The organism is Nitrospira sp. (genome assembly GCA_016788885.1).
Lineage (GTDB): Bacteria > Nitrospirota > Nitrospiria > Nitrospirales > Nitrospiraceae > Nitrospira_A.
Genome location: JAEURX010000028.1, coordinates 1 through 25438 on the forward strand (window position 1 = coordinate 1; position 25438 = coordinate 25438).

The 25438-nt window shown below is 58.9% G+C and carries 22 protein-coding genes; 16 read left to right on the top strand and 6 right to left on the bottom strand.

What is annotated here, in order from left to right:
• Positions 1-213: 213 nt before the first annotated feature.
• Positions 214-4734, top strand: a complete 4521-nt coding sequence (gene gltB / locus JNL86_08140; protein MBL8042872.1) for a glutamate synthase large subunit — start codon at positions 214-216, stop codon at positions 4732-4734.
• Positions 4735-4813: 79 nt separating this feature from the next.
• On the top strand, positions 4814-6247 hold the full coding sequence (locus tag JNL86_08145) for a glutamate synthase subunit beta (protein MBL8042873.1): 1434 nt from the start codon (positions 4814-4816) through the stop codon (positions 6245-6247).
• Positions 6248-6869: 622 nt separating this feature from the next.
• Here the strand turns inward: JNL86_08145 and JNL86_08150 are convergent.
• Positions 6870-7226, bottom strand: coding sequence for a DUF488 family protein (locus JNL86_08150; protein MBL8042874.1), 357 nt, complete (start codon positions 7224-7226; stop codon positions 6870-6872).
• A gap of 620 nt (positions 7227-7846) precedes the next feature.
• Here JNL86_08150 and JNL86_08155 point away from each other — a divergent pair.
• The 5 genes from JNL86_08155 (at position 7847) to JNL86_08175 (ending at position 10608) form a co-directional block, all read left to right on the top strand.
• The gene (locus JNL86_08155) at positions 7847-8113 is read left to right on the top strand and encodes a hypothetical protein (GenBank protein ID MBL8042875.1); all 267 of its coding nucleotides are present in this window, start codon (positions 7847-7849) and stop codon (positions 8111-8113) included.
• Between the two features lie 35 nt (positions 8114-8148).
• Entirely contained in the window at positions 8149-8451 is a 303-nt protein-coding gene (locus tag JNL86_08160; protein ID MBL8042876.1) for a hypothetical protein, read from the top strand.
• A gap of 59 nt (positions 8452-8510) precedes the next feature.
• Entirely contained in the window at positions 8511-9413 is a 903-nt protein-coding gene (locus JNL86_08165; GenBank protein ID MBL8042877.1) for a prohibitin family protein, read from the top strand.
• 333 nt (positions 9414-9746) lie between these two features.
• A complete protein-coding gene (locus JNL86_08170; GenBank protein ID MBL8042878.1) occupies positions 9747-10211 on the top strand; it encodes a response regulator in 465 nt (154 codons plus the stop codon).
• A 148-nt stretch (positions 10212-10359) separates the two neighbouring features.
• Positions 10360-10608 (top strand): DUF2934 domain-containing protein, encoded by a 249-nt coding sequence (locus JNL86_08175; GenBank protein MBL8042879.1) that lies wholly within the window; start codon positions 10360-10362, stop codon positions 10606-10608.
• A gap of 64 nt (positions 10609-10672) precedes the next feature.
• Here the strand turns inward: JNL86_08175 and JNL86_08180 are convergent, their stop codons facing one another.
• Complete coding sequence (locus JNL86_08180; protein MBL8042880.1) at positions 10673-12490, bottom strand: M3 family oligoendopeptidase; 1818 nt, start codon at positions 12488-12490, stop codon at positions 10673-10675.
• 151 nt (positions 12491-12641) lie between these two features.
• Here JNL86_08180 and JNL86_08185 point away from each other — a divergent pair, with 151 nt between their 5' ends.
• Positions 12642-12971 carry a hypothetical protein gene (locus JNL86_08185; GenBank protein MBL8042881.1) on the top strand — a complete coding sequence of 110 codons (330 nt, stop codon included), beginning with the start codon at positions 12642-12644 and terminating at the stop codon, positions 12969-12971.
• A 104-nt stretch (positions 12972-13075) separates the two neighbouring features.
• On the opposite strand, the gene JNL86_08190 is transcribed toward JNL86_08185, so the two are convergent.
• Positions 13076-13393, bottom strand: a complete 318-nt coding sequence (locus JNL86_08190) for a CDC27 family protein (GenBank protein MBL8042882.1) — start codon at positions 13391-13393, stop codon at positions 13076-13078.
• A 159-nt stretch (positions 13394-13552) separates the two neighbouring features.
• On the opposite strand from JNL86_08190, the gene JNL86_08195 reads away from it, so the two are divergent.
• The 7 genes from JNL86_08195 (at position 13553) to JNL86_08225 (ending at position 19608) form a co-directional block, all read left to right on the top strand.
• Entirely contained in the window at positions 13553-14497 is a 945-nt protein-coding gene (locus JNL86_08195; protein MBL8042883.1) for a histone deacetylase, read from the top strand.
• Entirely contained in the window at positions 14494-15768 is a 1275-nt protein-coding gene (locus JNL86_08200) for a hypothetical protein (GenBank protein MBL8042884.1), read from the top strand. The genes JNL86_08195 and JNL86_08200 overlap by 4 nt, the downstream gene beginning before the upstream one ends.
• 21 nt (positions 15769-15789) lie before the next feature.
• Complete coding sequence (locus JNL86_08205; GenBank protein ID MBL8042885.1) at positions 15790-16206, top strand: hypothetical protein; 417 nt, start codon at positions 15790-15792, stop codon at positions 16204-16206.
• Positions 16207-16774: 568 nt separating this feature from the next.
• Positions 16775-17668, top strand: coding sequence for a sulfurtransferase (locus tag JNL86_08210; protein ID MBL8042886.1), 894 nt, complete (start codon positions 16775-16777; stop codon positions 17666-17668).
• Between the two features lie 80 nt (positions 17669-17748).
• Positions 17749-18105 carry a metal-binding protein SmbP gene (locus JNL86_08215; GenBank protein MBL8042887.1) on the top strand — a complete coding sequence of 119 codons (357 nt, stop codon included), beginning with the start codon at positions 17749-17751 and terminating at the stop codon, positions 18103-18105.
• 85 nt (positions 18106-18190) lie between these two features.
• Positions 18191-18982: an acyltransferase gene (locus JNL86_08220; GenBank protein MBL8042888.1), complete on the top strand. Its 792-nt coding sequence runs from the start codon at positions 18191-18193 to the stop codon at positions 18980-18982.
• Positions 18983-19047: 65 nt separating this feature from the next.
• The gene (locus tag JNL86_08225) at positions 19048-19608 is read left to right on the top strand and encodes a YqgE/AlgH family protein (protein MBL8042889.1); all 561 of its coding nucleotides are present in this window, start codon (positions 19048-19050) and stop codon (positions 19606-19608) included.
• Between the two features lie 90 nt (positions 19609-19698).
• Here the strand turns inward: JNL86_08225 and uvrA are convergent, their stop codons facing one another.
• Positions 19699-22485, bottom strand: a complete 2787-nt coding sequence (uvrA, locus tag JNL86_08230; GenBank protein ID MBL8042890.1) for an excinuclease ABC subunit UvrA — start codon at positions 22483-22485, stop codon at positions 19699-19701.
• Positions 22486-22629: 144 nt separating this feature from the next.
• Between uvrA and JNL86_08235 the strand changes: the two genes are divergently transcribed.
• Positions 22630-23400, top strand: a complete 771-nt coding sequence (locus JNL86_08235) for an arylamine N-acetyltransferase (GenBank protein MBL8042891.1) — start codon at positions 22630-22632, stop codon at positions 23398-23400.
• Positions 23401-24285: 885 nt separating this feature from the next.
• Here JNL86_08235 and JNL86_08240 read toward each other — a convergent pair.
• Complete coding sequence (locus JNL86_08240; GenBank protein ID MBL8042892.1) at positions 24286-24726, bottom strand: hypothetical protein; 441 nt, start codon at positions 24724-24726, stop codon at positions 24286-24288.
• Positions 24727-24728: 2 nt separating this feature from the next.
• On the bottom strand, positions 24729-25438 hold a 710-nt coding region (locus JNL86_08245; protein ID MBL8042893.1), incomplete at its 5' end, for a tyrosinase family protein.

Here is a 25438-nt window from a genome sequence, read left to right on the forward strand (position 1 = left end):
AACTCCACTAAGTCAAGCACCGGTCGGCCGGTATCCGGTCGGATTGTGTCGCCGTTCTCTTGACAGTTTCACGGCCCATCCAGTAAGTTGAGCCTTCGCTTATTTCCCCAAATGAATGGTAGCAGTCACCGTGGTCGTGCGACAGCTTCAACGTCCCCGAAAGGGGCGTCTGTTCCCCGGTTTATTGCCTGCCTCTAGACGAGAATACGTGCCATGAATGTACCAGGGCTTCCTCCCAAACAAGGGCTCTATGATCCGCAGCATGAGAAAGACTCGTGCGGAGTCGGGTTTGTTGTCGATATCAAGGGCCAGCGCTCGCATCAGATCGTGCAGCAGGGACTTCAGGTCTTAGAAAGCCTGACCCATCGCGGCGCGCAGGGGTGCGATCCCTGTACCGGAGATGGCGCGGGCATCCTCTTACAAGTCCCGCATGAGTTCTTCAAGCGTGCCGCCAAAGACAGCGGCATCAAGCTGCCCGGAGCGGGAGAGTATGGCGTGGGCATGGTGTTTTTGCCGCCCGATGCCGATGCCCGCGCGCAGTGCGAGACGGTGTTTACCCGGGTGATCAAAGATGCCGGCGCGAAGCTCCTCGGCTGGCGTGATGTGCCGGTCAAGAGCGACGCCATTGGACCGGTGGCGCGCAGCACGGAGCCGTTCATGCGGCAGGTCTTCATTGCCCGTGGCATTTTCACGGATGAAGAATTCGAACGGCGCCTGTACGTCATCCGCAAGTGCGCGGAACGGGCGGTGCGCGAATCCGCCATTGAAGGGCGGGACTATTTCTATATCTCAAGTTTGTCCAGCAGCACCATCGTGTTCAAGGGACTTCTGCTCCCGCACCAGATCCCGCAGTATTACCAGGACCTGACCGACAGCAGCCTGACGAGTGCCATGGCGCTGGTGCATTCGCGCTTCAGCACGAATACGTTCCCCACCTGGCCGCTGGCCCATCCCTATCGCTACATCTGCCACAACGGTGAGATTAATACCTTGAAGGGCAATGTGAATTGGATGCGCGCGCGGCAGGGGCGGCTGAACTCCGAGCTGTTCGGCGAAGACATGAAGAAGCTCTTCCCGATCGTCTACGAGAATCAGAGCGACTCGGCCAGCTTGGATAATGCGCTGGAATTCCTGGTCCTGGGTGGGCGGTCATTGCCACACGCCATGATGATGCTGATCCCGGAGCCCTGGGTGGCCAATCCGCAGATGGATTTGGATCGCCGTGGATTCTACGAATACCACGCTGCTATGCAGGAACCCTGGGATGGCCCCGCGGCCGTATGTTTCACTGACGGCAAACTGATCGGCGCCACGCTGGACCGGAACGGGCTTCGACCTTGCCGGTATCAGGTGACGACCGATGGCTTGGTCGTCCTCGCTTCCGAAGCCGGTGTCCTGCCGATGGATCCGCAGCGCATTCGCCAAAAAGGGCGGTTGATGCCGGGCCGCATGTTCCTGGTCGATACGGAACAGGGCCGAATCATCGACGACGAAGAAGTCAAAGCCGATATCGTTCGCCGTAAGCCGTACCGTTCCTGGGTCACCGAACATCGCATCTCTCTCGACGAGTTGCCCGATCCGATCAATGTCCCGCAGCCCGATCATCCCACGATTCGGCAGCGCCAGCAGGCGTTCGGCTATACCATCGAAGAACTCAAGATGGTCATCACCCCCATGGTGGTGGAAGGGCAGGAAGCCATCTCCTCGATGGGCACGGATACGCCGCTTGCGGTGTTGTCCGAACGGCCGCAGCTGCTCTTCAAATACTTCAAGCAACTCTTTGCGCAAGTCACGAATCCGCCGATCGATCCGATCCGCGAAGAGCTCGTGATGTCCCTTACCACCAGCATCGGCCCCAAGCCGAATCTGATGGATGAGCATCCGGAATCGGCCCGCCGCATTCGGGTGAAGCAGCCGATTCTGACGAATGCGGATCTGCACAAGATTCGTGAGATCGCCGATCCGCACTTCAAGAGCAAGACGTTGAAAATGTTGTTCCGCGTCGCCGAAGGTCCGGAAGGCCTGGGGGCGGCGGTGGATGATCTCTGCCGGCAGGCATCCCAGGCGATTCGTGAAGGCTACAAGTTCCTGATCCTCAGCGACCGCGGCGTGAATGCCGAATGGGCGCCGATCCCGAGCCTCCTCGGTGTTGCGGCGGTCCATCACCATCTGGTTCGGGAGTGCACGAGGACGGAAGTTGGCCTGACGGTGGAAACCGGAGAGCCGCGCGACGTGCATCACTTCGCCTGCTTGATCGGCTTCGGAGCCGGAACCGTGAATCCCTATCTGGTCTTCGAATCGCTGGTGGATCTGGAACGAGACGGATACTTCCCCGAAGGCCTGGATGCCGCGACTGCCGAAGGCAAGTTCATCAAAGCCATTAACAAAGGCTTGCTCAAAATTTTCTCGAAGATGGGGATCTCCACGGTGCAGTCCTACTGCGGGGCGCAGATCTTCGAGGCGATCGGCCTCAACCATGAGTTGATCGACCGCTACTTCACCGGCACGCCATCGCGGATCGAGGGGATCGGCATTCGAGAAATCGGGGAAGAAACGTTGCGTCGCCATCGCGTGGCCTACGAACCGGTGCCGATCCGACAGTTAGATTTCGGTGGCGAGATTCACTATCGGATCCAGGGCGAACATCACAACTGGAATCCCGACACCATCTACAAGTTGCAGCATGCAACGAAGAACAACGATCCCAAGACGTTTGCGGAGTTTTCCCAGCTCGTCAATGACGAAAGCAAACGTCGTTCGAACCTGCGCGGCCTGTTGGAATTCAAGTTTCTGCCGGAGCCGATTGCGCTGGACGAAGTCGAGCCGGCTAAGGACATCGTGAAACGCTTCACCACCGGCGCCATGTCGTTCGGCTCCATCAGCAAAGAAGCGCATGAGACCTTGGCCATCGCCATGAACCGGCTGGGTGCGAAGAGCAACACCGGCGAGGGGGGCGAAGATCCGGAACGATTTGCGCCGCTCCCGAACGGGGATTCCCGCAACAGCTATATCAAGCAGGTGGCATCGGCGCGATTCGGAGTGACGAGCCATTATCTGGTGAACGCCAAAGAACTGCAGATCAAGATGGCGCAGGGGGCCAAGCCCGGCGAAGGCGGACAGTTGCCGGGCCACAAGGTGGATGAGAACATCGCGCGTTTGCGCTACTCCACGCCAGGCGTGCAGCTCATTTCCCCACCGCCGCACCACGACATCTATTCCATCGAAGATCTGGCGCAGCTCATCTTCGACTTGAAGAATGCGAACTCCGATGCGGCGGTTTCGGTCAAACTGGTTTCCGAAGTTGGCGTCGGTACGGTAGCCGCGGGGGTCGCCAAGGCTCATGCAGATAAAGTGCTCATCAGCGGCGACTCCGGCGGGACTGGAGCCTCTCCGCTTTCCTCCATCAAGTACGCCGGTGTGCCGTGGGAATTGGGATTGGCGGAAACGCATCAAACGTTGGTGCTCAACGATTTGCGCGGCCGGATTCGGGTAGAGACCGACGGTCAGATGAAGACGGGGCGCGATGTGGCCATTGCGGCACTCTTGGGCGCGGAAGAATACGGATTTGCGACGGCTCCGCTCATCATCGAAGGCTGCATCATGATGCGGAAGTGCCACCTCAATACCTGCCCTGTCGGCATTGCGACGCAGGATCCGGTGTTGCGCAAAAAATTTACCGGCCAGCCGGAACATGTCGTCAACTTCTTCTTCTTCATCGCCGAAGAGTTGCGGCAGATCATGGCGAAGCTGGGATTCCGCACCATCAATGAAATGGTCGGGCGCGTCGACAAGCTCAAGATTCACAAGGCCGTCGAACATTGGAAAGCCAAGGGGCTGGATCTGGCGCCGCTGCTGAAGATGCCTGACGTCGGTCCTGAGGTGCCGCGGTATTGCGTGCAGAAGCAGGATCATGGCATCGCCGAGATTCTAGACCGCAAGCTCATCGAACAATGCGCACCGGCGATTGATCGTGGCCAAAAGGTGACGCTTGAACTGCCGATTCGGAATCTGAACCGAACCGTGGGTACCATGTTGTCGAGCCAGGTCTCCAAGAAATATGGTCAGGATGGATTGCCTGCCGACACGATCACGATCAAATTCTACGGATCAGCCGGTCAGTCGTTCGGAGCATTCCTCGCACGCGGCATCACGCTGATCCTCGAAGGTGAGTCCAACGACTATATCGGCAAGGGCCTGTCGGGCGGCAAGATCATCGTCTTCCCGCCGAAGAATGCGATTTACACGCCGGAAGAAACGATCCTCGTCGGCAATACATCCTTGTATGGCGGCACGCAGGGCGAAGCCTATTTTTACGGTATGGCGGGCGAGCGGTTCGCGGTACGGAACAGCGGCGTACGCGCCGTCGTCGAGGGAACCGGCGATCACGGGTGTGAATATATGACCGGCGGAGTCGTGGCGGTCCTGGGCCGGACCGGCAGGAACTTCGCGGCCGGTATGTCAGGCGGGGTGGCGTTTGTGTTGAACGAGTTGGACAAGTTCCAGTCTCGTTGCAACTTGGGCATGGTCGAGCTCGAGCCGGTCGTCAGCGATGAGGACAAGCGGCTACTGCACGACATGATCACGTCGCATTTCCTCTATACCGGCAGCCGGAACGCCAAGCGTATTCTCGATGGCTGGGAAGCGATCCTCCCCAAATTCGTGAAGGTCATGCCGATCGATTACAAGCGTGTGCTCGCTGAGCGGAGGGCCGCTGCAGCCAAAGTGCAAAAATAGATGGCGCGCGTCTGTTGACGCGCACGTGTGAGCAACCCAGTCGATAGACGAGTGACGAAGGACGAGAGACGAATTAGCGATGGGTGATCCAAAGGGCTTTCTGAAATACGCGCGTGAAGGACCAAAGCGGAAAGCGGTCGAGTTGCGCGTGCTCGACTGGAAAGAAATGTACGAGCCCATCCCCGAGGAGAAGCTCAAGGTTCAAGGTGCGCGCTGCATGGATTGCGGTGTGCCCTTTTGCCAGGGCAATACCGGTTGTCCCGTCGTGAATCTCATTCCCGAGTGGAACGATCTCGTCTATCGCGGGCGCTGGAAGGACGCGCTCAAGGCATTGCACACCACGAACAATTTCCCGGAATTCACCGGCCGTCTCTGTCCCGCGCCCTGCGAAGGCGCCTGCGTGCTGGGCATCAACAGCGACCCGGTGTCGATCCGCGTGCTCGAATGGAACATTATCGATCGTGGCTTCAACGAAGGCCTGGTCGAGCCGGCCTTGCCGGTGAGAAAGACCGGGAAGACGGTCGCCATCATCGGATCAGGACCCGCCGGTCTGGCTGCCGCGCAACAACTCGCGCGCGCCGGCCATAGCGTCACCGTATTTGAGAAGGCCGATCGCATCGGCGGCTTGCTGCGGTACGGCATCCCTGATTTCAAGATGGAGAAGTGGGTCATCGACCGGCGGCTGGAACAGATGAAGGCCGAAGGGGTGGAGTTCAAAACCGGCGTCACTGTGGGTAAAGATGTTACCGGCGAACAGCTACGGCAGGAGTTCGATGCGGTGGGCCTGACGATGGGCGCGGAAATGGCGCGCGATCTGCCGGTGCCGGGGCGTGAACTCAAGGGCATCCATTTCGCCATGGAATATCTCACGCAGCAGAACAAGCGGACGGCAGGAATCTCCGTATCCGAAGAACCGATCACCGCCAAGGGAAAACGGGTGGTCATCATCGGCGGCGGCGATACCGGGTCTGACTGCTTGGGAACGGCTCATCGCCAGGGCTGCAGTGAGGCGCATCAGTTCGAAGTGTTGCCCGAGCCACCTCCGTCCCGATCGAGCTCGACGCCCTGGCCGCTCTGGCCGATGCAGCTTCGTACGTCCCATGCGCACGAAGAAGGCTGTGATCGTCAATGGAGCGTGTCCACCACCAAGTTTACCGGTCACAACGGGCATGTGACCAAACTGCATGCCAACCGGGTGAAGTTCGAGGGCGGGAAGTTCGTGGCGATCCCGAATACGGATTTCGAGTTGGATGCGGATCTTGTGCTCCTGGCTATGGGCTTCACGGGCCCGGTCAGAAACGGTTTTCTCGACAGTCTCGGCGTCAACTACGATGCGCGTGGCTGCGTGACCGTCAACGAGAACTTCATGACCAACCTCGACGGCGTCTTTGCCGGCGGCGATACCAAGCGCGGCGCGTCCCTCATCGTCTGGGCCATCGCCGAAGGCCGCAAGATGGCGGCAGGGATCAATCAGTACCTCTCGGCAGGCAAGTCCGCGAAGTCGAATCGCTGACAGCAACCTTTCCCAAACACGTTCGCTCTCCCTCCATCCTCACGGGGCGGTGCACTCTTTTTGCGAGTCTGCATCATTCCCGCACGCACCGGAAGAACTCGCTTACGCACGCACGCGTCACCACATGGCTCACGCGTCCACGAATGGGCAGTCAGCCATCGTCGAACGGGTAAGCCGCTCTGGCCTGTTGGCCTCTGCCCTCGGATTGATCGATGCCTGGTATCCCAGTGCACTGAGAGTTTCAACCGTTCCGGCATCTATCCTTTTGTAATCCGCACAGTGCGCCTCGTGCGAATTCGCTCAGTTTCTATGCCCTCCCTATGGAAAACCTTCAGATTTGCAGGTAGTCCTGATGGCATGTGCCTTGCTTAATAGGCAGGCATCGTGGCGAGGGCCATGTGAATCAGAAAAAGGAGACGCGCGATGGTCAAGATGATTAAGAATGTCGGTGATCGTGAGTTGGCCTGGGTGATGCTGGCGGTAGCGGCGGTTGCTCTGTGGAGCACCTGGGGCCTGAATAGTTAGAATCCCACGTGGCCAGACCGCAGCCTCCATGCTGCGTCTCGGCGGTTCATTCCGCTCCTCACGTGGCGTCGTTCCTTGTCATTGCTGTGTAGGTTGTCTACCCTCCGGCGCCTTCAATTAATTCCTTCAATATCACCGCCTGATTCTGTGTCGTATTCTTCGCGCTGAACACCAGCGTGATCCTTTGCGTACGCGCCAGTTTCGCGAGTTCATCAATGGCGCTGCGCAACTCCGGCTGCTGCAATTCCTTCCGATAGCGAACGCTGAACTCGACCCACTTCCGGGGATCATGGCCGAACCATTTTCGGAGTGCGGTGCTCGGGGCGAGATCTTTTCGCCAGGCATCAAGCTGCAGGTGTTCCTTCGTGCAGCCTCGTGGCCACACGCGATCCACGAGAATCCGGACGCCATCGTTTGGGATCGGTTGGCTATAGGCGCGTTTGATCTGGACCATGACGAATCCGAATCTATTCCTGGTTTTCTACGACAGAGCCAGTAGCGATCGGTTGCTCAGTGTGCATGACGACGACCGGTTTGCATTGAGGGATATCTGCCGTTTCTGTGGAATCGTGCATGATGAGCCGTGAGCATCAACGCGCGGGGCCGAGATCTCTGCGACGACGGAGATGCCGTTCTCCATATCACGGAATTGTACTGCAGGTATGTTCAGCATGTCTCCTCACCCGTGAACAGAACTCCAGGTACACGCGTAGGCAGTTGCCGCGAGCCTGAGTGCACCTGAGTTGCATGGCGTGATCATAGCCAAAATCCCTGAGCTCTGGTGCATGTCCCCAGCAACCCAAGTGCCAACCTGACATCTATTCGGTCGCATCTCCACGCTGGGCCTGAACGCTGGTGTGCTACCGGTAACGAGCGATTCCGCACCAATGACACTGTGCGAAATGCAAGGACGCTAGGGTGGATTCAGTGGTCATCACCGAGACTCCTTTTAGAATGCGGCCAGGATGGCCGCTAGCGATATCCTGACTCCAGGACCACATATTGCAGGGCATCTCCTTGCGACGATCTCGCAAGAGACCCACCATCGTCTGCTGTGTTTGAGGGAGGTGCGTGATGAGGCGTCAGTCCACGTCAGCGACCGAGGATGTGCTCGACAATCAGATCCTGGTCCTGTTGCAGCACCACCGGCGATTGACCTTTCTCACGCTCGCCGATGCGCTCCCGATGTATACCTGGCAATCGCTGTTTGCGGGGTTGAACCGGCTTCGTCATCGAGAGCAGGTCGAAATGATGGCGTTGCCTGCAGACTACGAAGTGGTGTGGCGGCCTGGTCGGGATCGTGCCCGCCCGTTGTCGGCCAATGCCTACCAGCGAGTGTGATCATGCGCTTGGTTCGTGAAAGGCTGAGCAGATGGATGGCTCTCACGGTCGTCACGCTGCTTCCCGCCTGCTCGCATGCAGGGAGCGAACTCGATCTGACGCGTTACGATCATGCTCAGGATCAACAGAAAATTGCGGCCTTTTACAGTCAGGAAGCGGCGAGACTCCGTCTCATGGCGCGGGATTTGGATCATCGCGCCATCGTCTATGAACGGCTCTTCGGTCCGGGGTCTGATTGGGTCGCAGGCGCGCGCTTACTGGCGCGAACCTACGAAGATGCCGCGCAGGATCATGAACTCACGGCCGAGCAGCACCTGTCGTTGACGCATGGCAGATAAGTTTCCCTCCGGAGTGATCGAACCATGCCTATGCAACAGGTTGAAGACTGGAGGATGTCATGCGGCGACTTACAGGGATCCTCTTGATTATCGGGTCATTGGTTGGTTGGCAGGGATGTGGCAACACCGTGCATCCGGGACAGCGCGGGCTGCGCTGGTATCCGCTCACCGAAGGGTTGACGACGGAGACGTTGAAGAGCGGCTTCTATTGGCGGGCTCCCTGGAACGATATTTTTGTCTATGACATTCGTCTGCAGAGCTATACGGAAACCGTCGATGCGCTCAGTTCGGACGACCTGCTGGTGCAACTGAAGACCGCCATCATCATGCGACCGATCATCGATGAAGTGTATTTTCTGGCACAGGAAATCGGACCTGATTTTTACCCCCGAGTTGTGAAGCCGGAATTATTGGCGGCGGTGCGCAGTGTGGTTTCGAACTATCCGATGGTGTCGGTGCCGGAGAAAAGTGCGGAGATTGCGAGCAAGGTGCAGGCCGTTGTCGTCGAGAAGCTCAAGGGCCGCCATCTCGAGGTGCACAGTGTGGCATTGGCCGATATCGAATTGGCCAAGATTGTGTTGGAGGCTGTGGAGCGGAAACAGGCCAAGGAGCAGGAAAAGGAGCAGAAGGAATTCGAACTGGTCATCGCAGAGAAGGATGCGGAGATCGCGAGGCGACGGGCACGGGGAGAAGGGGATGCGGTCCGGATCAGATCGGAAGGTGAGGCGGAGGGGGCGAAGATCCGGGCGCTCGGGCAAGCCAGGGCACAAGAGACGATCACGAAGACGCTGACGCCGGAGTATCTTCGCTACAAACTCTACGATAGTCCGAATGCCAAGATGGTGCTGGTGCCGGACAATCTGCATGTCCCGATTCTGCTCAACCCAAACGACGGACGAGGGACGAGCAGCCTCGGGACAATGATGCACGCCGAGGAGTCGCTCGCAGGGGCAGGACGGTAAAGAGAGTTCGTATCTTCGGGGGAAGGAGAGACATGGGGGCGTGCAGTCGATGCCAAGGATTAATGGTGGCGGAAACACTGTTCAATCCCAGTGAGGGTGTCACCCATACCTGGGTCCCGGTCATACGGTGCCTCAATTGCGGCAATTTAGAGGACGCGTTGATCCGGATGGCACGATGTATCCCCGAGCATCTCCGTCGCAGCACGAGGCCAGGCCCGCAGCGGCGAGGAGTATGGGGGGCAGGCATGCCGGAGCCGTCAGAGCGTTGAGCGAGGGTGGATTGTCAGTCGATAGCCCTCCAGCATCGGCGGAGCAAGGATCTCGGTGCAGTGGATGCAACAGGACGAAGGAGGCGCCATGGAAGGGTATGGGAAGCGGGTGCTCGTTGCGGATGATGAGGCGAGCGTGCGTCGGTTGGTCACTCTGGTGCTCGAACAAGTCGGCTACATCGTGCATGAGGCAGGAGACGGGTTCGAGGCCTTGGGGGAGATGAAAAAGCGACGCTTCGATGTGGTGGTTGCGGACTATCGGATGCCGCGTCTCGATGGCGAACAATTCCTCATCCTGAGCCGCCTTATGTGGCCTCACATTCCCACCGTGTTGTTGTCAGCCGAGTTGAACGATGTGCCTGGTCGGCTCAGTTTGCATGGCCCCTGTGCGTTCCTGGCGAAGCCGTTCGACTCGCAGCGCCTGCTGGGAGTTGTGCGGCGGGCGCTGGAGATGACCTGTGGCTGTCCCGACCAAGGTCTGATCCCAAGGGATAACTCGGGCGACGTCCTGTCATTGTCCACTTCCTAGCTTCAACGCGGCCAGAGCGAAGCACCGGACGGTGCATTCAGCTGCCGGCAACGGTGGGCGGCTGTCGTAGGATCCTTGTCGCGGCAAATATGGTATTGTGGCAGTCGACGATGTCGAGCGTCGGTTCTGTCTTTGCCCGGGAGTACGTATGAAGAAAGCATCCGTGTCGAAGAAAGCCCCTTCGCGTCGAGCTGCTCGAGAAGGCACCGTTGCTCTTGATCAAACCAATGGGCCTGGGCCAGCGCAGGACATTCATGTGCGCATTGCCGCCCGGGCGCATGAATTGTATGAGCAGCGGGGGTGTTTGGATGGCTACCACCTGCACGACTGGCTGGAAGCAGAACGAGAAATTTTAGGACATCCGGTCGACAAGGACAAATCGTCCGAACGCATCTGATGCCTGATTGACGCCTCTGCCATTCTGCTCGCCCCCTCCCAATATGGGCCGGCCGGTTTGTTGGTTATCGCATTGTCTGTTCCAGCTGGTCGACCATTCCTGAGATCGCATCGAATCCGGATTGCCAGAAGGTCTGGGAGTTCATATCGACGCCCACCTCCGCAAGGATTGCGTGTGGCGCTTTAGACCCGCCCGCCGCGAGCAGCTCGAGATATTTCGGCACGAACGAGCTTCCTTGCTCCTGATACATCCGATACAAGGCCAACACGAGGAGATTGCCGAAGCTGTAGGCGTAGCAATAGAAGGGGCTTGCGTAGAGGTGGGGAATCGTGAGCCATTCCCACTGGAATTCCTGCGGTACCCGCAGCGATTTCCCGAATTGTTGCCGCAGCAGGGTCATATAGCTGTTGGCCAGGTCGGTCGTCGTGCCGCCTTGGGCCACCATGTCATGGGCCGTCCGTTCGAAGGCCACGAAATAGGCCTGTCGCATGACTGTGGCGTAAATGTCATCCAATTGATTGACGAGGAGACTTTGCTTCACCGCCCGATTGGTTTCGGAGGCCATGAGGGCATCGGACAGAATCCGTTCCCCGAAGACCGAGGCCGTTTCTGCCAGCGGCAGGGTCGAGTGGAAAGTGAAGACGTTGTGCTGCTCGGCCATCATCGCGTGTACGGCATGGCCTAACTCGTGGGCCATGGTGGCGATATCGCGCGCCTCGCCGGTGAAATTCAGCATGACATAGGGCGTGAGGTTGGGCGCGACGCTATAGCAATAGGCTCCGCCCATCTTGCCGGGCTTCGTGCGGGCATCGATATGACGGTCGGCAAAGACCCGTTGTGCCAGTTCGGCGAGCCGGGGTGAAAATCCGTAATAGGCATCCAGCACCATCCGTACCGCATCTGCGTACCGGTAGGTCTTTTGTTCCGCCCGATGGGGGGCGTAGATGTGGTAGCGGTTCATCGTGCGGATCTTGCAAAGCTTGGCCTTCAGGCTGAAGTATCGTTGGAAGATCGGCGCATTGTTCATGCAGACGGTGAGGAGCGCCTCCACCGCGGAGTCGGGAATGTCGTTGCTGAGGTTTCGCGAGGCCAGCGGGGTCTTGAAGTGCCGCAGCTGGAGATTTTCTGCCTTCCAGTCGTTGACCAGGGTCTTATAGATTTCCCCGAGCAGATCCTGTTGGGCTTCATAGACACGATACATCTCCTGATAGGCGGCTTCTCGCAACGAGGCCTTGGGACTTCGCAGATAGGCCGACAGCGCCTCCCGGTTCAACGTCTTCTTTTTGCCGCCGACCCGTAGGGTAAAGGTAAAGCCGTTGGTCACGACGTCATACAACTGGTGCACGGCGCTCTGTCCGGTAATGTTCTTGATGTTGATGATTTTTTCTTCGGGTTCGGACAGCGTATGTGGTTTGAAGCGCCGGATGGTTTCCAGGTGGTACCGGAAGTCCCCGCTGTTCGCCATGAGCCGTTCCGCGTTCTTGTCATCGACGCTCTGCCACCAGAGATCAAAAAACAGGAGATGATTCTGGAGGGCCGTCAGCTGCTCTTCCACTTTCGTCTTGAAGGAGCGGGCCGCTAACTGTTTCGTGTCCTCGGAAAACCACAGATATGAGTAGGCACTGAGCCGACCTGACTCCCTGGCGATCTGTTCCGACAGGGTCAGAAGGTTCAGCAACGCCTGTTCCGGCATCGTGGCGGAGAGTTCCGCGCGGGCCGATTCGAATCGCGTGACTTTTGCGCTCAGGTCTTTCAGGTACCGGTCGAACTGTTTCACCGGGTCGGTGACCAGGTCGGATAGTTCCCAATGGTCGGAAAACTCACGGGAGGCAGTGGTACGGCGGGTGGTGCGGACAGCGGCGGTCTTGCGCGAAACGGCCATGGTCGAGGCTCCTACAAAGTGAATGATGAACGGAATCATACCATCGTCGACGGGGTCGGGCGTGTAGATTCTTTGAGGGCAAGCCGGGCCGGCGTCGATGCACCGTTGACAGGTGTGGCTCGGATGTTACAATCCGCCCCATGGTGGGGACATGACCGAACAGGAAATCAATCGGGCCATTCAGTATGTCACCGCGGCCACGTCCTACGGGCGGGACACGGTGGCGGATATTCTTCGAACCGGACTGTCTGAATTGGCGATCCTCTCGACGCAGTCGAGTCGGCGTTTCGAGCGGGAAGATTTGATGGGATATCTGTGTCAGTGGACGATGAAACGCACGGGGCACCCGGAACCGTTGGTGCGCGAGGTACTCGACGGGGCGGGGCGCTGGCTGGATGAAGTGGCGACGACCCTGGCCGAGCAGCGGCAGGGGCAGGAGAATGTCGAGGATGACGACGAGCCAGGCGCAGCAACAGCCTAAGTGTGATGTGGACAACGCCTGTCGTTCGTGACAGGGCCCTCGTTACATCAGGCGCCTTTTACGAAATCCGTGTCACGAGAGACGCTTCACGGACTCACGGGCGCTCAGCCGGGGAGGCTGCTCTTTAACGCCTCCAGATTTTTGGTGACCATCGCATCGCCGTTCTTGGTCGAGACCTCGATGCCTTGATCCGACACCTGACGGCATTCATCCACACGGTTCAGTTTCAGCAGCGATTGCGCCAGGGCATAATACGCGGCTGAGTAGGTGGGTTTGACGGTGATGCACTGCCGTAAGGCCTTGGCGGCCTCCTCGAAGTTCGCATCGTCCATATAGGCTTTTCCCAGCCCGAACCAGGCGACATCGTCGTCCGGTTCCATTGCCAGGACCCGCTTCAGTGGTTCAATTCTCGGATTCGGCATCGGTTCCTCCCTTGCGCAGACGATAGCAGCGTTCTCTGCGCGTTGTCTACGCAGTTTGACGCGTGGTAACCTCAACAGACGGTTCGTCGTGCCTCGCAGCCACGCCTCAGGGTATGCGGAAGGTCATCCAGCTGCCGATCTTTTTGTCGCGAGTGACTCATGGGAACAACCGGTCTCGTTTACGATCCTCGCTATCTTGCGCATGATATGGGCTCCGGCCATCCGGAATCGCCCAACCGGCTGCGTGCGATCATGCAGCGGTTGGAGCAGAGCGGATTGGCGGCCAAACTGACGAGGATCGAACCGCGCAAAGCCGAGGACGAGTGGGTAACCTTGGTGCACACCCCAGGCTACGTCGCGCGCCTCGCGCAGGAGGCCCCACGCAGTGGGCGGGTGTCGCTGGATGCGGATACCTCCATGTCTCCCGGCTCCTTGACGGCTGCCTATCTGGCCGCCGGTGGGGCACTGGCTGGAGTGGATGCGATTCTGGCCGGTCAGGTGGAGCATGTTTTTTGTGCGGTGCGTCCACCAGGACACCATGCCGAAGCCGGGCGGGCCATGGGCTTCTGCCTCTTCAATAACGTCGCGATCGCCGCACGATACGTGCAACAGCGCTACGGTCTGCAACGCGTCCTGATCGTCGATTGGGATGTGCATCACGGCAACGGGACGCAGCATAGTTTTGACACCGATCCGTCCGTCCTGTTTTTTAGTACCCACCAGTATCCGCACTACCCCGGAACCGGTCGCGCGACCGAGTGCGGCAGCGGCGCGGGCGACGGGTTCACGATCAATGTGCCGATGGAAGCGGGTGAAGGCGACGACGACTATCGGGCGGTGTTTCAGAAAGTCCTGGTCCCGGCCGCCGACGCGTTCAAACCGGAGTTCGTCATCGTGTCCGCCGGATTCGATGCGCATCGGGATGATCCTCTGGCGAGCATGGGCCTGACGGAGGACGGATATGCAGAACTGACCGCTATCGTGGCCGGCATTGCCAGGCAGCATTGTCGGGGGCGCCTGCTGTCCTCGCTGGAAGGGGGGTACAATCTCACGGCTCTGGCTGCGTCGGTGGAGCGGCATGTCCAGGTGCTGGTGGAGTCATGACAGGCTGGGTGAAATGGCTGTTGGGCGCGGCGCTCCTCGCCGGACTGGTCTACCTCTATTACACGGAGGTCAAGCCCGTGGTGATTTTCGGGCTTCGGCCGGAATATGCGCATGCGATCCCGTTTCAGAAGATTCCGGAAGGACTGACCAGCCTGAAGGCCGATTCTTGCGGGCAGTGCCACCGCGAGATTTATGACGAGTGGAAAACCAGCATCCATGCCCACGCCTATGAGGATCCATTCTTTCAGGCATACTGGAAGAAAGATAAACACATTTGGGTCTGCCTGAATTGCCATACGCCGCTGGAAAACCAGCAGCCGACGCTGGTGAAAGAGATCCCGCGCGGACGTGTTGAGAAGGCGGCGCAGGAGCCGAATCCTCACTTCGATGCGGCGTTGCAAAAGGAATCGATCACGTGCGCGGCGTGTCACGTGCGTGACGGAGTGATTCTCGGCCCGTTCGACGATTCGGCTGCCCCGCACCCGACGAAATTCGATCCGAGCTTCCGCACGGCGCAATTTTGCTCACGTTGCCACAATGTCGTCTCGGGGCCGGCGCAGTTTTACAATGTGGGACCGTGCGGGACCTATGCCGAATACGAAGGCAAATACTTCATGCAGGAGCGGGGCTTCATCTGCCAAAGCTGCCACATGCCGGAAGTCGACCGTCCTGTAGCGGAGAACGGGCCGATCAGGCGCGGCCGCCGGCATTTATGGCGGGGCGGGCACGATCCAGACATGGTGAAACGTGCCGTGGCGATACAGGTCAAGGTCGATCCCCCCGCGCCGAAGCCGGGTGAGCCGATGAAGGTTGCCTTGACGCTTACCAATGCCGGCGCCGGGCATAAAATCCCCACCGGTGACCCTGACCGCCACTTCACGGTCGAGTTCGCCGTGAAGGATGGGCAGCAGCAGGTCCTGGCTGAAACACGTCATACCATGGGGCGCTGGATTATGTGGCAACCGGCCATCGTGGAGTTGTACGATAACCGCCTGCTCCCGCTGGCCAGCCGGGAGTATGCGTTTAAGTATCGAATGCCGGAGGCCTCGAAGGGGTTGACGTTACAGGCCCGTGTTCGGTACCACATCTTGACGGACGGGCAGCACGATATGCTGAAGGCCAAGTATGGGCTGATGGCGGATGATCCCTACTCCTTCACCGTGTACGAACGGGAAGTGCCGTTGAATGGAGCGCTTGCGTCCGCGTTCGCCGACCCGTTGCCCGAGCCGCCGCCGATGGCCTGTGCCAATCCAGCTGTCCCGCAAGGGTAAGTTAGAGGAGGCGCACTAATCATGCTGGGAGTTATCGTCTTCGGTCTCCTGAGCCTCTTCCTTGGATGTGCTACTTCCCCTCCGCCAGATCCGACAGAACAAGAGATGTTGCAGGCCGACATCGGTCCTCGGATCTCTCTAGAGGATGCTCAATCGCAAGCGAAGGCATTCTTGAAAAGGCGGTTCAAAGATCCAGAACCGACCGAGATAGGTTGGGGACCAATCCACGATCATAGCTGGCTCCGTGGAGAACGAAAGATTGAGTTTGGATATATGTTACCGGTTGCGGTCATCTCAGCGAATGAACGCTATGACGGGTATTTCGGGTTTCAATTCTTTTTCATTCAAGGAACGCTGAAAGGTGTCGTAGCGTTTTTAGACCCGGACTCGCACGATCAGCATAATTACGTCGCTCCTAGGAAGAAAAGGATCTATTGAGGAATGCCGTCCGTATAGCAGAGTTGAAGGTCGAGCGAGATCAGTAGTGTGAATGGGCAGGAAAGGGTCCGGTTATGGAAAACTCAGGGCTCTACCGGAGCGGTCTCTCATGTGATTCCTTCACCTGCCAAGCTATCACGTAGGCAGAGTCTTTTCGTCTTCTCCGAGGAAAAGAACATCCCGTTCTTGTAAAAGCGGTGTCGCTTCGCGGACCAAGGAATCTCCTTCAGAACGAGGAAGCGCACTGAGCGCCGACTGGACCGCTTCCAAATTGCCGAAAAAGCCTACACGTCTTAAGTTCTTATTATACTCCAACGCCCAAGACCAACACGGTAGCTCAGGATGCTCGCGAATCACTACCGTAAAGAATCCTTCAGCCTTTATTCACCGTAGCCACAGCCCCCAGTTAGCAACATTCTTCGTGAAGGCCGCGAGTCTAGAATTGCCCCAGTCACAGCGGGCGGCTAGCGTACAGGACAATAGGAAGAACCAACCGCAGTCCAGTTGTGTTCATTGGTGAGGGTTCGGTAAGCTGTTGGCCGGGTTAATCACTCACCGAGGATACGCGATGCAACATCCATTACTCATCGATTGTGAAACGCTTCAAACACGGTTAGGCCAGCCCGGCCTCGTCATTCTCGATGTACGAGGCCGCTCAACGTATGAATTCGGGGGTCATATTCCTGGTGCCGTGCATTCGACGTGGCATGAATATAGCGACCCTGAAGCGGTCGCGAAGGGACTCTTGGATCCGAATCTGAAACGCATTGAGGCGCGGCTGCAGGCGCTCGGCATCAACCAGGAGAGCGAAGTCGTCATCTATTCCAATCCATTTGATAACTGGGGCGACGAAGGCCGCATGTTCTGGATGCTGGAGTATCTGGGGCACAAGAATCTCAAGGTGCTGGACGGTGGATGGGTGAAATGGATTCATGAGCGCCGCCCGTTCGAGCATGGTGCAGTGCGCCCCAAGCCAGGCAACTTCACTGTGTCGCCCATCGACTCGGCCATCATTCTCAAGGATGAGCTCAAGGCGATCGTGCGCAAGCCGCAGCCGACGACCACCATTGTGGATGCCCGGAGCCTGGAAGAATTTCTGGGCAAGGAAGTGTCTGGCATTCCGCGTCCCGGTCACATACCCGGCGCGGTCCACGTAGCGTGGAGCGGATTCCTGAATCCGGATGCCACGGTGAAGGATCTGGCGGCAATCACAGCCCAATTGGATCTCAAGGGGCTGAATCCGAAACAGGAGACCGTGTGTTATTGCACCGGCGGAGTGCGTTCGGGCTGGCTCTACTTCGTGTTGCGCCTAGCCGGTTATGCGCGCCTGCGTAACTACCCCGGTTCTTGGTGGGAGTGGAGTCGGGATTTTGCCTGTCCGGTTGAGAAAGATTTGCTCGCGCTGCAAAAGTTGCTCGGCCTGTCGGAATCGCAGGTCCCGACCGGGATGCGTCCGTCTTGACAGGATAACGAGCCCTCTTTATGCTGAAATTGTGCGATGGTGGCATTATGCGGTGCACATACTTACAGAGGAGGCGGTTCATGCAGACTGCGAAATGGCGGGGAGTCGTGGTGGCCGGAGTCATGATGGCGCTTGTCGGCGCGCCGATGGTGTCCAGCGTGGCCTTCGCGGCAGGAAATAAGCATCAGGCTGAAGCTGTCGAGCATGCCAAGGAAGCGGTCGCGCACGGGAAGCAGGGGCATGCGGACGCACTGGTGAAGCATGCGGAAGCGGCGTTGAAGCATGCCGAAGGCGCGATGGCTGAGACGAAGAACCCTCATGTGGGTGAAGCCATCAAGGGGCTGAAGGACGGGATCGAGCACGGCAAGGCGGGCCATGCGGATGTGGCGACCAAAGCAGTGGAAAACGCCCTTCCCCACTTGTCTGAGGGAATGTAAGCGGTTCTTGCGCGTCCGAGACCGGTAGGATAAAACGGGCAGGGGCATCCCTGCCCGTTTTTGTTTGTGCGGAAAGGCGACCCCCATGCGGATTGGCTACCTTCAGTTTGATCCGACGTTCGGCGAAGTGGTTCGCAATCTCGATGTGGTGACGGCTCACCTCGAGCAAGTCGAGGCCGACCTGATCGTCTTGCCGGAACTGTTCGCCACCGGCTACCAGTTCGTCTCACAGGCGGAGGTGATGGATCTGGCCGAGCCGGTACCTGATGGCCGGACGACGCGACGGCTTGCGGACATTGCCGCTCGTCGCGGGATGACGATTGTGGCGGGAGTGGCGGAACGCGACGGCGCACGCTGCTTTAATTCAGCCGTAGTGGTCGGGCCAAAGGGAGTGATCGGTTGTTATCGGAAGACGCATCTCTTCTTTGAGGAAACCCTATTCTTTACTCCCGGTGACAGCGGGTTCCGAGTGTGGGACATTGGTCCGGCCAAGGTCGGCGTCATGATCTGTTTTGACTGGTACTATCCGGAGTCAGCCCGCACCCTCGCGTTGCAAGGCGCGGAGATCATCGCGCACCCGTCGAACCTGGTGTTGCCGAATTGCCCGGATTCCATGGTGACTCGGTGTTTGGAGAATCGTGTGTTCAGCGTCACGGCCAATCGGATCGGCCTCGAGGCACGCGGCGGGAAAGATCCGCTGACGTTTATCGGGCTGAGCGAAGTCGTGAGCCCGCGCGGCCGTATTCTGCACCGGGCCCCCCGGGAGTGTGAGGAACTGGCGCTTGTCGACATCGACCCGGCGGAAGCCCGGATCAAGGCGTTGAACGCCTATAACGACCTGTTGCGTGACCGCCGGCCCTCATTGTACGAGGCATGACGGCAGGTCCTCTCCATTTTCATGACTCAACTTGCGTCGCTCGAACCCTCACGGTAGGATGACTCATGACCACTCCACTGGCTAAAGGCATTTTGCTCGTCGCCGCGCCGGCACTGAGCGATCCCAATTTCAGGCAGGCGGTCGTGCTGCTCTGTGAGCATGGACCTGAAGGTGCCTTAGGCGTGATCGTGAACAGGCCGACCGCGATGTCCATCTCCGAGGCGTTGCCGCAGGTGCCGATTCTCGAAGGACAGCCGCATGTGCTCTATTCCGGAGGCCCCGTGCAAACCAATCAGGTCATGATGCTGTATCGCATCAACGACACACCCGAAAATTCGCACCAGGTTTTCGATGGCGTCTGTCTCGGCGGCGATTTGGAGATCATGGAACGGATTCTGATGGAACAACCGGGCAAGGAGTCGTTTCGAGCCTACCTCGGCTATTCAGGATGGGGACCGGGCCAGCTTGAGACGGAGATGCAGAGTGGTTCGTGGATTACGTTGCCTGCCGACCCGTCGATCGTGTTCGACAAAGATCCGACTCGCATCTGGCCAGAAATCTTCGTGGGCCTCGAGGAACCTTCCCAGCACTACGCGGACATGCCGTTCGATCCGTCCAGCAACTAGAATACGAGCGTAGAGCGGATCGCATAACGCATATGGTTCGGAGGCGGAATGTCCGTTCCTTCCGTGCCGTGCGCCATCAGCGATAAGCCATTAGCTCTGCAGCACCTTTGCTAGAAATCTCCCCGTGTGCGACTGGGCCACCTTCGCCACCTGTTCCGGCCGTCCTTCTGCGACGATCTGTCCTCCCGCCACGCCGCCCTCAGGCCCCAGATCGATGACCCAATCGGCCGTCTTGATGACATCCAGATTGTGTTCCACGACCACCAGCGTGTTCCCTGCATCTACCAGTTTGTGCAGCACGGCGAGCAATTTCTTGATGTCATCCAGATGCAGGCCCGTTGTCGGTTCATCGAGGATGTAGAGCAGATTGTGCGCGGAGGGATCCTTGAGTTCGGCGGCGATTTTCAGCCGTTGCGCTTCTCCTCCGGAAAGCGTATTGGCGGCTTGTCCGATCCGGAGATAGCCCAATCCGATCGAAGACAGCAGATAGAGCTTCTCCGTGAGTTTGGGGGAGCCGGAGAAAAACGCCTGTGCGTCGGACACCGTGAGGTTCAGCACATCGTGGATGGTCTTGCCGCGATATTTGACGGCAAGAATCTCCGGCTTAAAGCGTCGACCGCTGCACTCTTCGCAGGTCGCGTAAATATCCTCGAAGAAGTACATCTCCAGCTTTTCGTAGCCGTTCCCTTCGCAGCGTTCGCAACGGCCGCCGGCCGCGTTGAACGAGAAATGCCCGGGGGTGAGGCCCTGCCGCAGGGCATCTCGTTCAGCGGCGAACAATTGACGGATTTCATCGAAGGCTTTGAGATAGGTGATCGGGTTGGAGCGGGGAGTTCTGCCGATCGGCTGCTGGTCGATGAGGCGCACGCCGTTCAGGTGTTCCAGGCCTTTGATCGCTTGGAATTTTCCCATCGGGAGCGATTCGATTCGGAAGGCTCGGGCGGCGGCGCGATACAGGGTCTCCTCGATGAGCGTGCTTTTGCCGGAGCCCGACACGCCGGTGATGCAAACCAGCATGTGAAGGGGGATCCTGACCAGCAGGTTCTTGAGATTGTGTTCGGCTGCGCCGGCGATACTGAGCACTGTGCCGTTGCCGGACCGGCGGGTCTTCGGCAGCGGGATGCGATCGTCGCCGCGCAGGTAACGGGCGGTGAGAGCGGACCGGTCGGCGAGAAATTGTGCACGTGGCGCCGCGCAGACAACCTGGCCACCTTGCTCTCCGGAGGCTGGGCCCATTTCGACGATATGGTCGGCGGCCTGAATCATGAGCGGGTCATGTTCCACGACCACGACGGTATTGCCCTGGTCGGCCAAGTCGCGCAGGATGCCGGCCAGGGTGTCGGTATCGCGCGCATGGAGCCCGATCGTGGGTTCGTCCAACACGTACAAGGTGCCGACGAGACGGGACCCGAGTTGATTGGCCAAGGCGATGCGCTGCGCTTCCCCGCCAGACAGGGTTTTGGTCTGCCGGGAGAGCGTCAAGTAGCCGAGCCCCACACGCAGCAGGAAGTTCAGCTTGTTCTCCAGTTGGCGCAGGATGTCCTTAGCCACTTCGGCATCGAATGCCGGCAGGGCCAGGCGGGCAAACCATGCCGCCGCGGCTTCGATGGTCAACTCGTTGAGCTGGACGAAGTCGTGCCCGGTCACCATCACAAACCGCACGGCCGGTTTGAGTCGACTGCCCTGGCATGTGGGGCAGACGGCGGGGCTGCGGTAGCGGCTCAACAGCACACGCACGTGGAGTTTGTAGCGTTTGGTTTCCAGATAGTCGAAATATTGCCGGATGCCCTCCACCTGTTCGCTGCCTTCCCAAATGAGCTGTTGGACCTTAGGGGATAGATCCTGAAACGGCGTCGTGAGATCGACATCCATCCTTTTCATGGCGAGCAACAGCTGTTGTTGCCACCAGTCCGACCCCGGTTTGCTCCAGGGTTCGATGGCACCACCGGCCAGTGACTTGCTGCGATCGGGGATGACGAGGTCCCGGTCATACCTGAGGATATTGCCGAAGCCCTTGCATTCGGGGCACGCCCCAAGGGGATGGTTGAAGGAAAATAACAGAGGACGCAGGGGCTCGAAGCCTCGCCCACAGCCCTGGCAACGAAAATGGGTGCTATATGTGCGCAATCCCTGACCGATGACGTCGACGTGGCAGAGACCCTCTGCCTCCTGAAAGGCGACCTCGATGGCCTCGATGAGGCGATGGCGGTTGTCCGGTCTCAGCACCAGGCGATCCACGATGACGTGAATCCCGGACGTGCGCGTCTCAGGGAGGGACGTCTGGTCATGGAGGTCCACGATCTCGTCGCCGCAACGCAACCGGGTGAAGCCGCGTTTCATGAGCGCGTCCATCAACGACCGGTCGTGGCCGGGCCCCAGGTCTTTGACGGGGAACAGCACCATGGCCCTCGCGTCAGGGAATTGCGCGAGCAACTCCTCCGCCAGGGAGCCGGGATGATAACCGCGAGCTTCCTGGCGGCAGTCGGGGCATACGGGTTTGCCGATTTTGGCGAACAGGAGCCGCAAGAGATCGGCGAGTTCAGTGGCGGTGCCGACGGTGGAGCGAGCGGTGCGAATGGGATTCTTTTGCTCGATGGCAATCGCCGGGCGAATGTTGAGCAGGCGGTCGACGTCGGGGCGGTTCACCTTGTCGAGAAACATGCGCGCATAGGTCGAGAGGGACTCGACATAACGCCACTGTCCTTCGGCGAACAGGGTGTCGAAGGCCAGGGACGATTTGCCAGACCCTGAGAGGCCCGTGATGGCCGTCACCTTGTTGTGCGGAATGCGGAGCGAGATGTTCTTGAGGTTGTTCTGACGTGCCCCTTCGATGATCAGTTCGTCGGCTGGTCGATTCGGGGGGGTACGGGGTGCCACGCTGGAGCGCTCCTCTCGAAGAATGACCGACCATCGTAACAAGTGCAGGGGGCTACCGCAACGATGTGCCTGCGCCATGTGTCAGGCTACCTGTGATCCTCCGCCGGGTCTTCGTATAATGGCCGCCTCAGAGGGGAGGGACATATGTTCGATCGCGATGCCTATCTTATCCGTATCGAGTATCAAGGGCCGGCGACTCCGTCCGTGGAGGCCCTGCGGGGGTTACATCGAGCCCATGTGATGACCGTGCCGTTTGAAAATCTAAATATTCATCTTGGCCGGCCCGTCTCGCTGGACCCCTCCGACCTGTTTCGGAAGATTGTTGTCGAGCGACGGGGTGGATACTGTTTCGAGCTCAATGGCCTGTTTGCGCTCTTGTTGGAAGATATAGGCTTTACCGTCACCAGGCTCGCGGCTCGGGTGTTGTATGGTACGGAAGGGATGCGGCCACGGAGTCATCAGTTGCTGCTGGTTCATCTGGGGGAGGAGCGCTGGCTTGCGGACGTCGGGTTCGGAGGGCAGGGATTACGTGAGCCGTTCCCTTTCATGGCTGGTCTGGAGCAACGGCAAGGACCGGATCAATTCAGGCTCGCGACAGACGAACGGAAAGAGTCTGTGCTGCAATGGCACATGGAGGAAACCTGGGTCGATCTCTATTCTTTTGCGCTCGATCCTTGGTTGCCAGTGGACTACAGCTTCGCAAACTATTACCACTCGCACTCACCGGACTCTCTCTTCACGCAACAGCGCATCTGCACGATGCCGACGCCTGAGGGGCGGACGTCACTCATCGACAACGTGCTGAAGGTGCGAGGACGAGACGGCAAGCAGGAACGTCATGTCGCCGGTGAGGAGTACAAACAGCTGCTGCAGCAGCATTTCGGATTGATCATTCACGAGCACGTGAAGTGTTGACGGACTACCTATCAGAACTCACCGGCCGTATATGGGCCCTTGACTCTGGACCCCGTAGTCGCAGATCGTTTCATACACACCATTCGACCTGGTCTGATAGGTCGAGCAACGCCCGCCGTTGTCATCCGAGGAATGACCGATCGGAGTGCGCATCGGTTGTAAGAGGGAGCATCCACTCATCGAGCCGAGCAGGCCGAGCACCATGATGGAACGGATCATCACCGTGCGCCTGCGTGCATGTTCCGGTCCCTCCTGCCTTGATTTCATTCGGCCATTATTCAAAAATCCACCGCATCGAGGCAAGGCTGCCCCCTGCTGGGTTTGGATGTCGAAGGAACCCCAAGCGCGCGGTGCCAGTGCCGAGAAAGATCATGCGTGCCTACTGCGACGCTCAGCAGGGGTGTATCACTAAGCGGCGTCTCGGTTCGCTGGCACCTTGGGTATCTTTTTGAGCATCAATTCTACCCCCTTCGACCTGCGGAAGGATCGCGTGAGCAAGGATGAGCTGAGAACTATCCAGCGTGACTGGAGTTAGGAGGGAGACAGCTATCGCCCATTCCGCAGCCGCTGATACGCGCCAAGTCTCCGGTGATTTTCGTTGTGCGGGAGAAGGCGATGTGGTTCGGCCAAGAAATGGTGCCAGGAACGATGTTCTGACTGTGTTCGCGACGCAGTTGTTTGAGGATGGTGACGACATTCGCATGGTGCACAAGGTATGGGGCCCTATCGATGGGCAGATTAGGATGTCCGGGTCCTGGTCGATGAGCTGATCCAGGAGGTGAGTCACTCCCAGCCACCTTACTAGGTCGGTCTGCGGAGCATGCGACGGGGGTCATGCCGGGCAGGCGATCGTCCTGCCCTGAGTCTGTCGCGGCGTTGGGCTCGCTAGTTGTGCCCGCCCTTTTCCAGCCGGACTGTTTGCGCTGACCAGTCGAGCCTTCCTACCGGCACATTGCGGCCATCGACGGCTTCGATGCGGATCGTGATGGTCGGTCGCGTAACAAGGCGATCGGCCAACGCACTGAGGGGGCGCGTCACATCGATCAGCAGGGTCGGCAGGCGTCGTGGAGCCGATCCTACCGACCGATCCCCCACGATGCCCGCCGAGCCCAATATGACAGGCTCCGCTCCTTCGATGATCGCAGCCGCTCGCAGTTTGAACGGTTGTCCCCCTGCGACGGTCACCCCCTTCAGCACCAATCGAACGTGGGAGGCCTGTTGCCACCCGGTCGGCAAGTCGACGGAAAACCGGTGCGGTCCTTCCTCCGCCTGAACTGTCAGCGCGGCCAGGATCATGACGCTCGTGAGCCAGGAGATGAGTCCCATGGTTACCGTTCCTCGCGTTCCACCTCTGCGAGGGACAGCGAGACGTCCTTCGCCTGTACTGGGATAACTTTTCTGGCCTCAGGTTTGACTCCGCGCTCAACCAGGGCCAGCCGCACCGGGCCGAGGTTCCCGCTCAGCGCTTCGAGTTTGGCGGTGGAGAGCCTGACGGCGATGTTTCGTGCGTTCTTGGAGATATGCCGCCGCTCCCGATCGTTCAATACGACCGGCACGGTACCGAGATAGCCCTTGCTGCCTGGTCCTTCATCGGCTTTCGCCGCTTCAGGGGTCGCATAGAGTCGATACACCGCACTCTTTTCCATGGGAACGGCGAGGTCGTTCAGGTGCAGTCTCGCACGACCTCCCTGCTCGACAACGTTCATCATCTTAGCACGCGTCTGTCCGGCAAACTTCAGGGTGCGGCTGACGCGCCAGTCGGTCTTGATGGGGAACCAATCGAGGAGGCAGGGAAGCTGCTCCAAGAACTTCGACGGGCCATAGGTGTAGCGCAATTGGGTGTCGTGGGTTAGGACCTGCGAGGCTTTGATCGACCGCCACACTTTGTTTTCGTCGAAGAAATTCCATGTCAGGTTCAAGAAGGCCGTTGCCGTCGGGTTCGTGTGGATGGACGAGGCCTTGTTCCAGTCCGACCACATCTTGTCCACGTTGGCATGATGCGCGTAGAAGACGGGATCTTTCCCGGCTGAATCGAAGA

Excerpts from the sequence above, each read along its gene's own strand:
- JNL86_08240 (MBL8042892.1), bottom strand. The coding sequence starts at position 24,726 with ATGGGACTCATCTCCTGGCTCACGAGCGTCATGATCCTGGCCGCGCTG.
- JNL86_08170 (MBL8042878.1), top strand. The coding sequence starts at position 9,747 with ATGCAACAGGACGAAGGAGGCGCCATGGAAGGGTATGGGAAGCGGGTG.
- JNL86_08190 (MBL8042882.1), bottom strand. The coding sequence starts at position 13,393 with ATGCCGAATCCGAGAATTGAACCACTGAAGCGGGTCCTGGCAATGGAA.
- JNL86_08220 (MBL8042888.1), top strand. The coding sequence starts at position 18,191 with ATGCGGATTGGCTACCTTCAGTTTGATCCGACGTTCGGCGAAGTGGTT.
- gltB (MBL8042872.1), top strand. The coding sequence starts at position 214 with ATGAATGTACCAGGGCTTCCTCCCAAACAAGGGCTCTATGATCCGCAG.
- JNL86_08200 (MBL8042884.1), top strand. The coding sequence starts at position 14,494 with ATGACAGGCTGGGTGAAATGGCTGTTGGGCGCGGCGCTCCTCGCCGGA.
- JNL86_08155 (MBL8042875.1), top strand. The coding sequence starts at position 7,847 with ATGAGGCGTCAGTCCACGTCAGCGACCGAGGATGTGCTCGACAATCAG.
- JNL86_08180 (MBL8042880.1), bottom strand. The coding sequence starts at position 12,490 with ATGGCCGTTTCGCGCAAGACCGCCGCTGTCCGCACCACCCGCCGTACC.
- JNL86_08235 (MBL8042891.1), top strand. The coding sequence starts at position 22,630 with ATGTTCGATCGCGATGCCTATCTTATCCGTATCGAGTATCAAGGGCCG.
- JNL86_08215 (MBL8042887.1), top strand. The coding sequence starts at position 17,749 with ATGCAGACTGCGAAATGGCGGGGAGTCGTGGTGGCCGGAGTCATGATG.
- JNL86_08150 (MBL8042874.1), bottom strand. The coding sequence starts at position 7,226 with ATGGTCCAGATCAAACGCGCCTATAGCCAACCGATCCCAAACGATGGC.
- JNL86_08205 (MBL8042885.1), top strand. The coding sequence starts at position 15,790 with ATGCTGGGAGTTATCGTCTTCGGTCTCCTGAGCCTCTTCCTTGGATGT.
- JNL86_08160 (MBL8042876.1), top strand. The coding sequence starts at position 8,149 with ATGGCTCTCACGGTCGTCACGCTGCTTCCCGCCTGCTCGCATGCAGGG.
- JNL86_08195 (MBL8042883.1), top strand. The coding sequence starts at position 13,553 with ATGGGAACAACCGGTCTCGTTTACGATCCTCGCTATCTTGCGCATGAT.
- JNL86_08175 (MBL8042879.1), top strand. The coding sequence starts at position 10,360 with ATGAAGAAAGCATCCGTGTCGAAGAAAGCCCCTTCGCGTCGAGCTGCT.
- JNL86_08165 (MBL8042877.1), top strand. The coding sequence starts at position 8,511 with ATGCGGCGACTTACAGGGATCCTCTTGATTATCGGGTCATTGGTTGGT.
- JNL86_08185 (MBL8042881.1), top strand. The coding sequence starts at position 12,642 with ATGACCGAACAGGAAATCAATCGGGCCATTCAGTATGTCACCGCGGCC.
- JNL86_08145 (MBL8042873.1), top strand. The coding sequence starts at position 4,814 with ATGGGTGATCCAAAGGGCTTTCTGAAATACGCGCGTGAAGGACCAAAG.
- JNL86_08225 (MBL8042889.1), top strand. The coding sequence starts at position 19,048 with ATGACCACTCCACTGGCTAAAGGCATTTTGCTCGTCGCCGCGCCGGCA.
- JNL86_08210 (MBL8042886.1), top strand. The coding sequence starts at position 16,775 with ATGCAACATCCATTACTCATCGATTGTGAAACGCTTCAAACACGGTTA.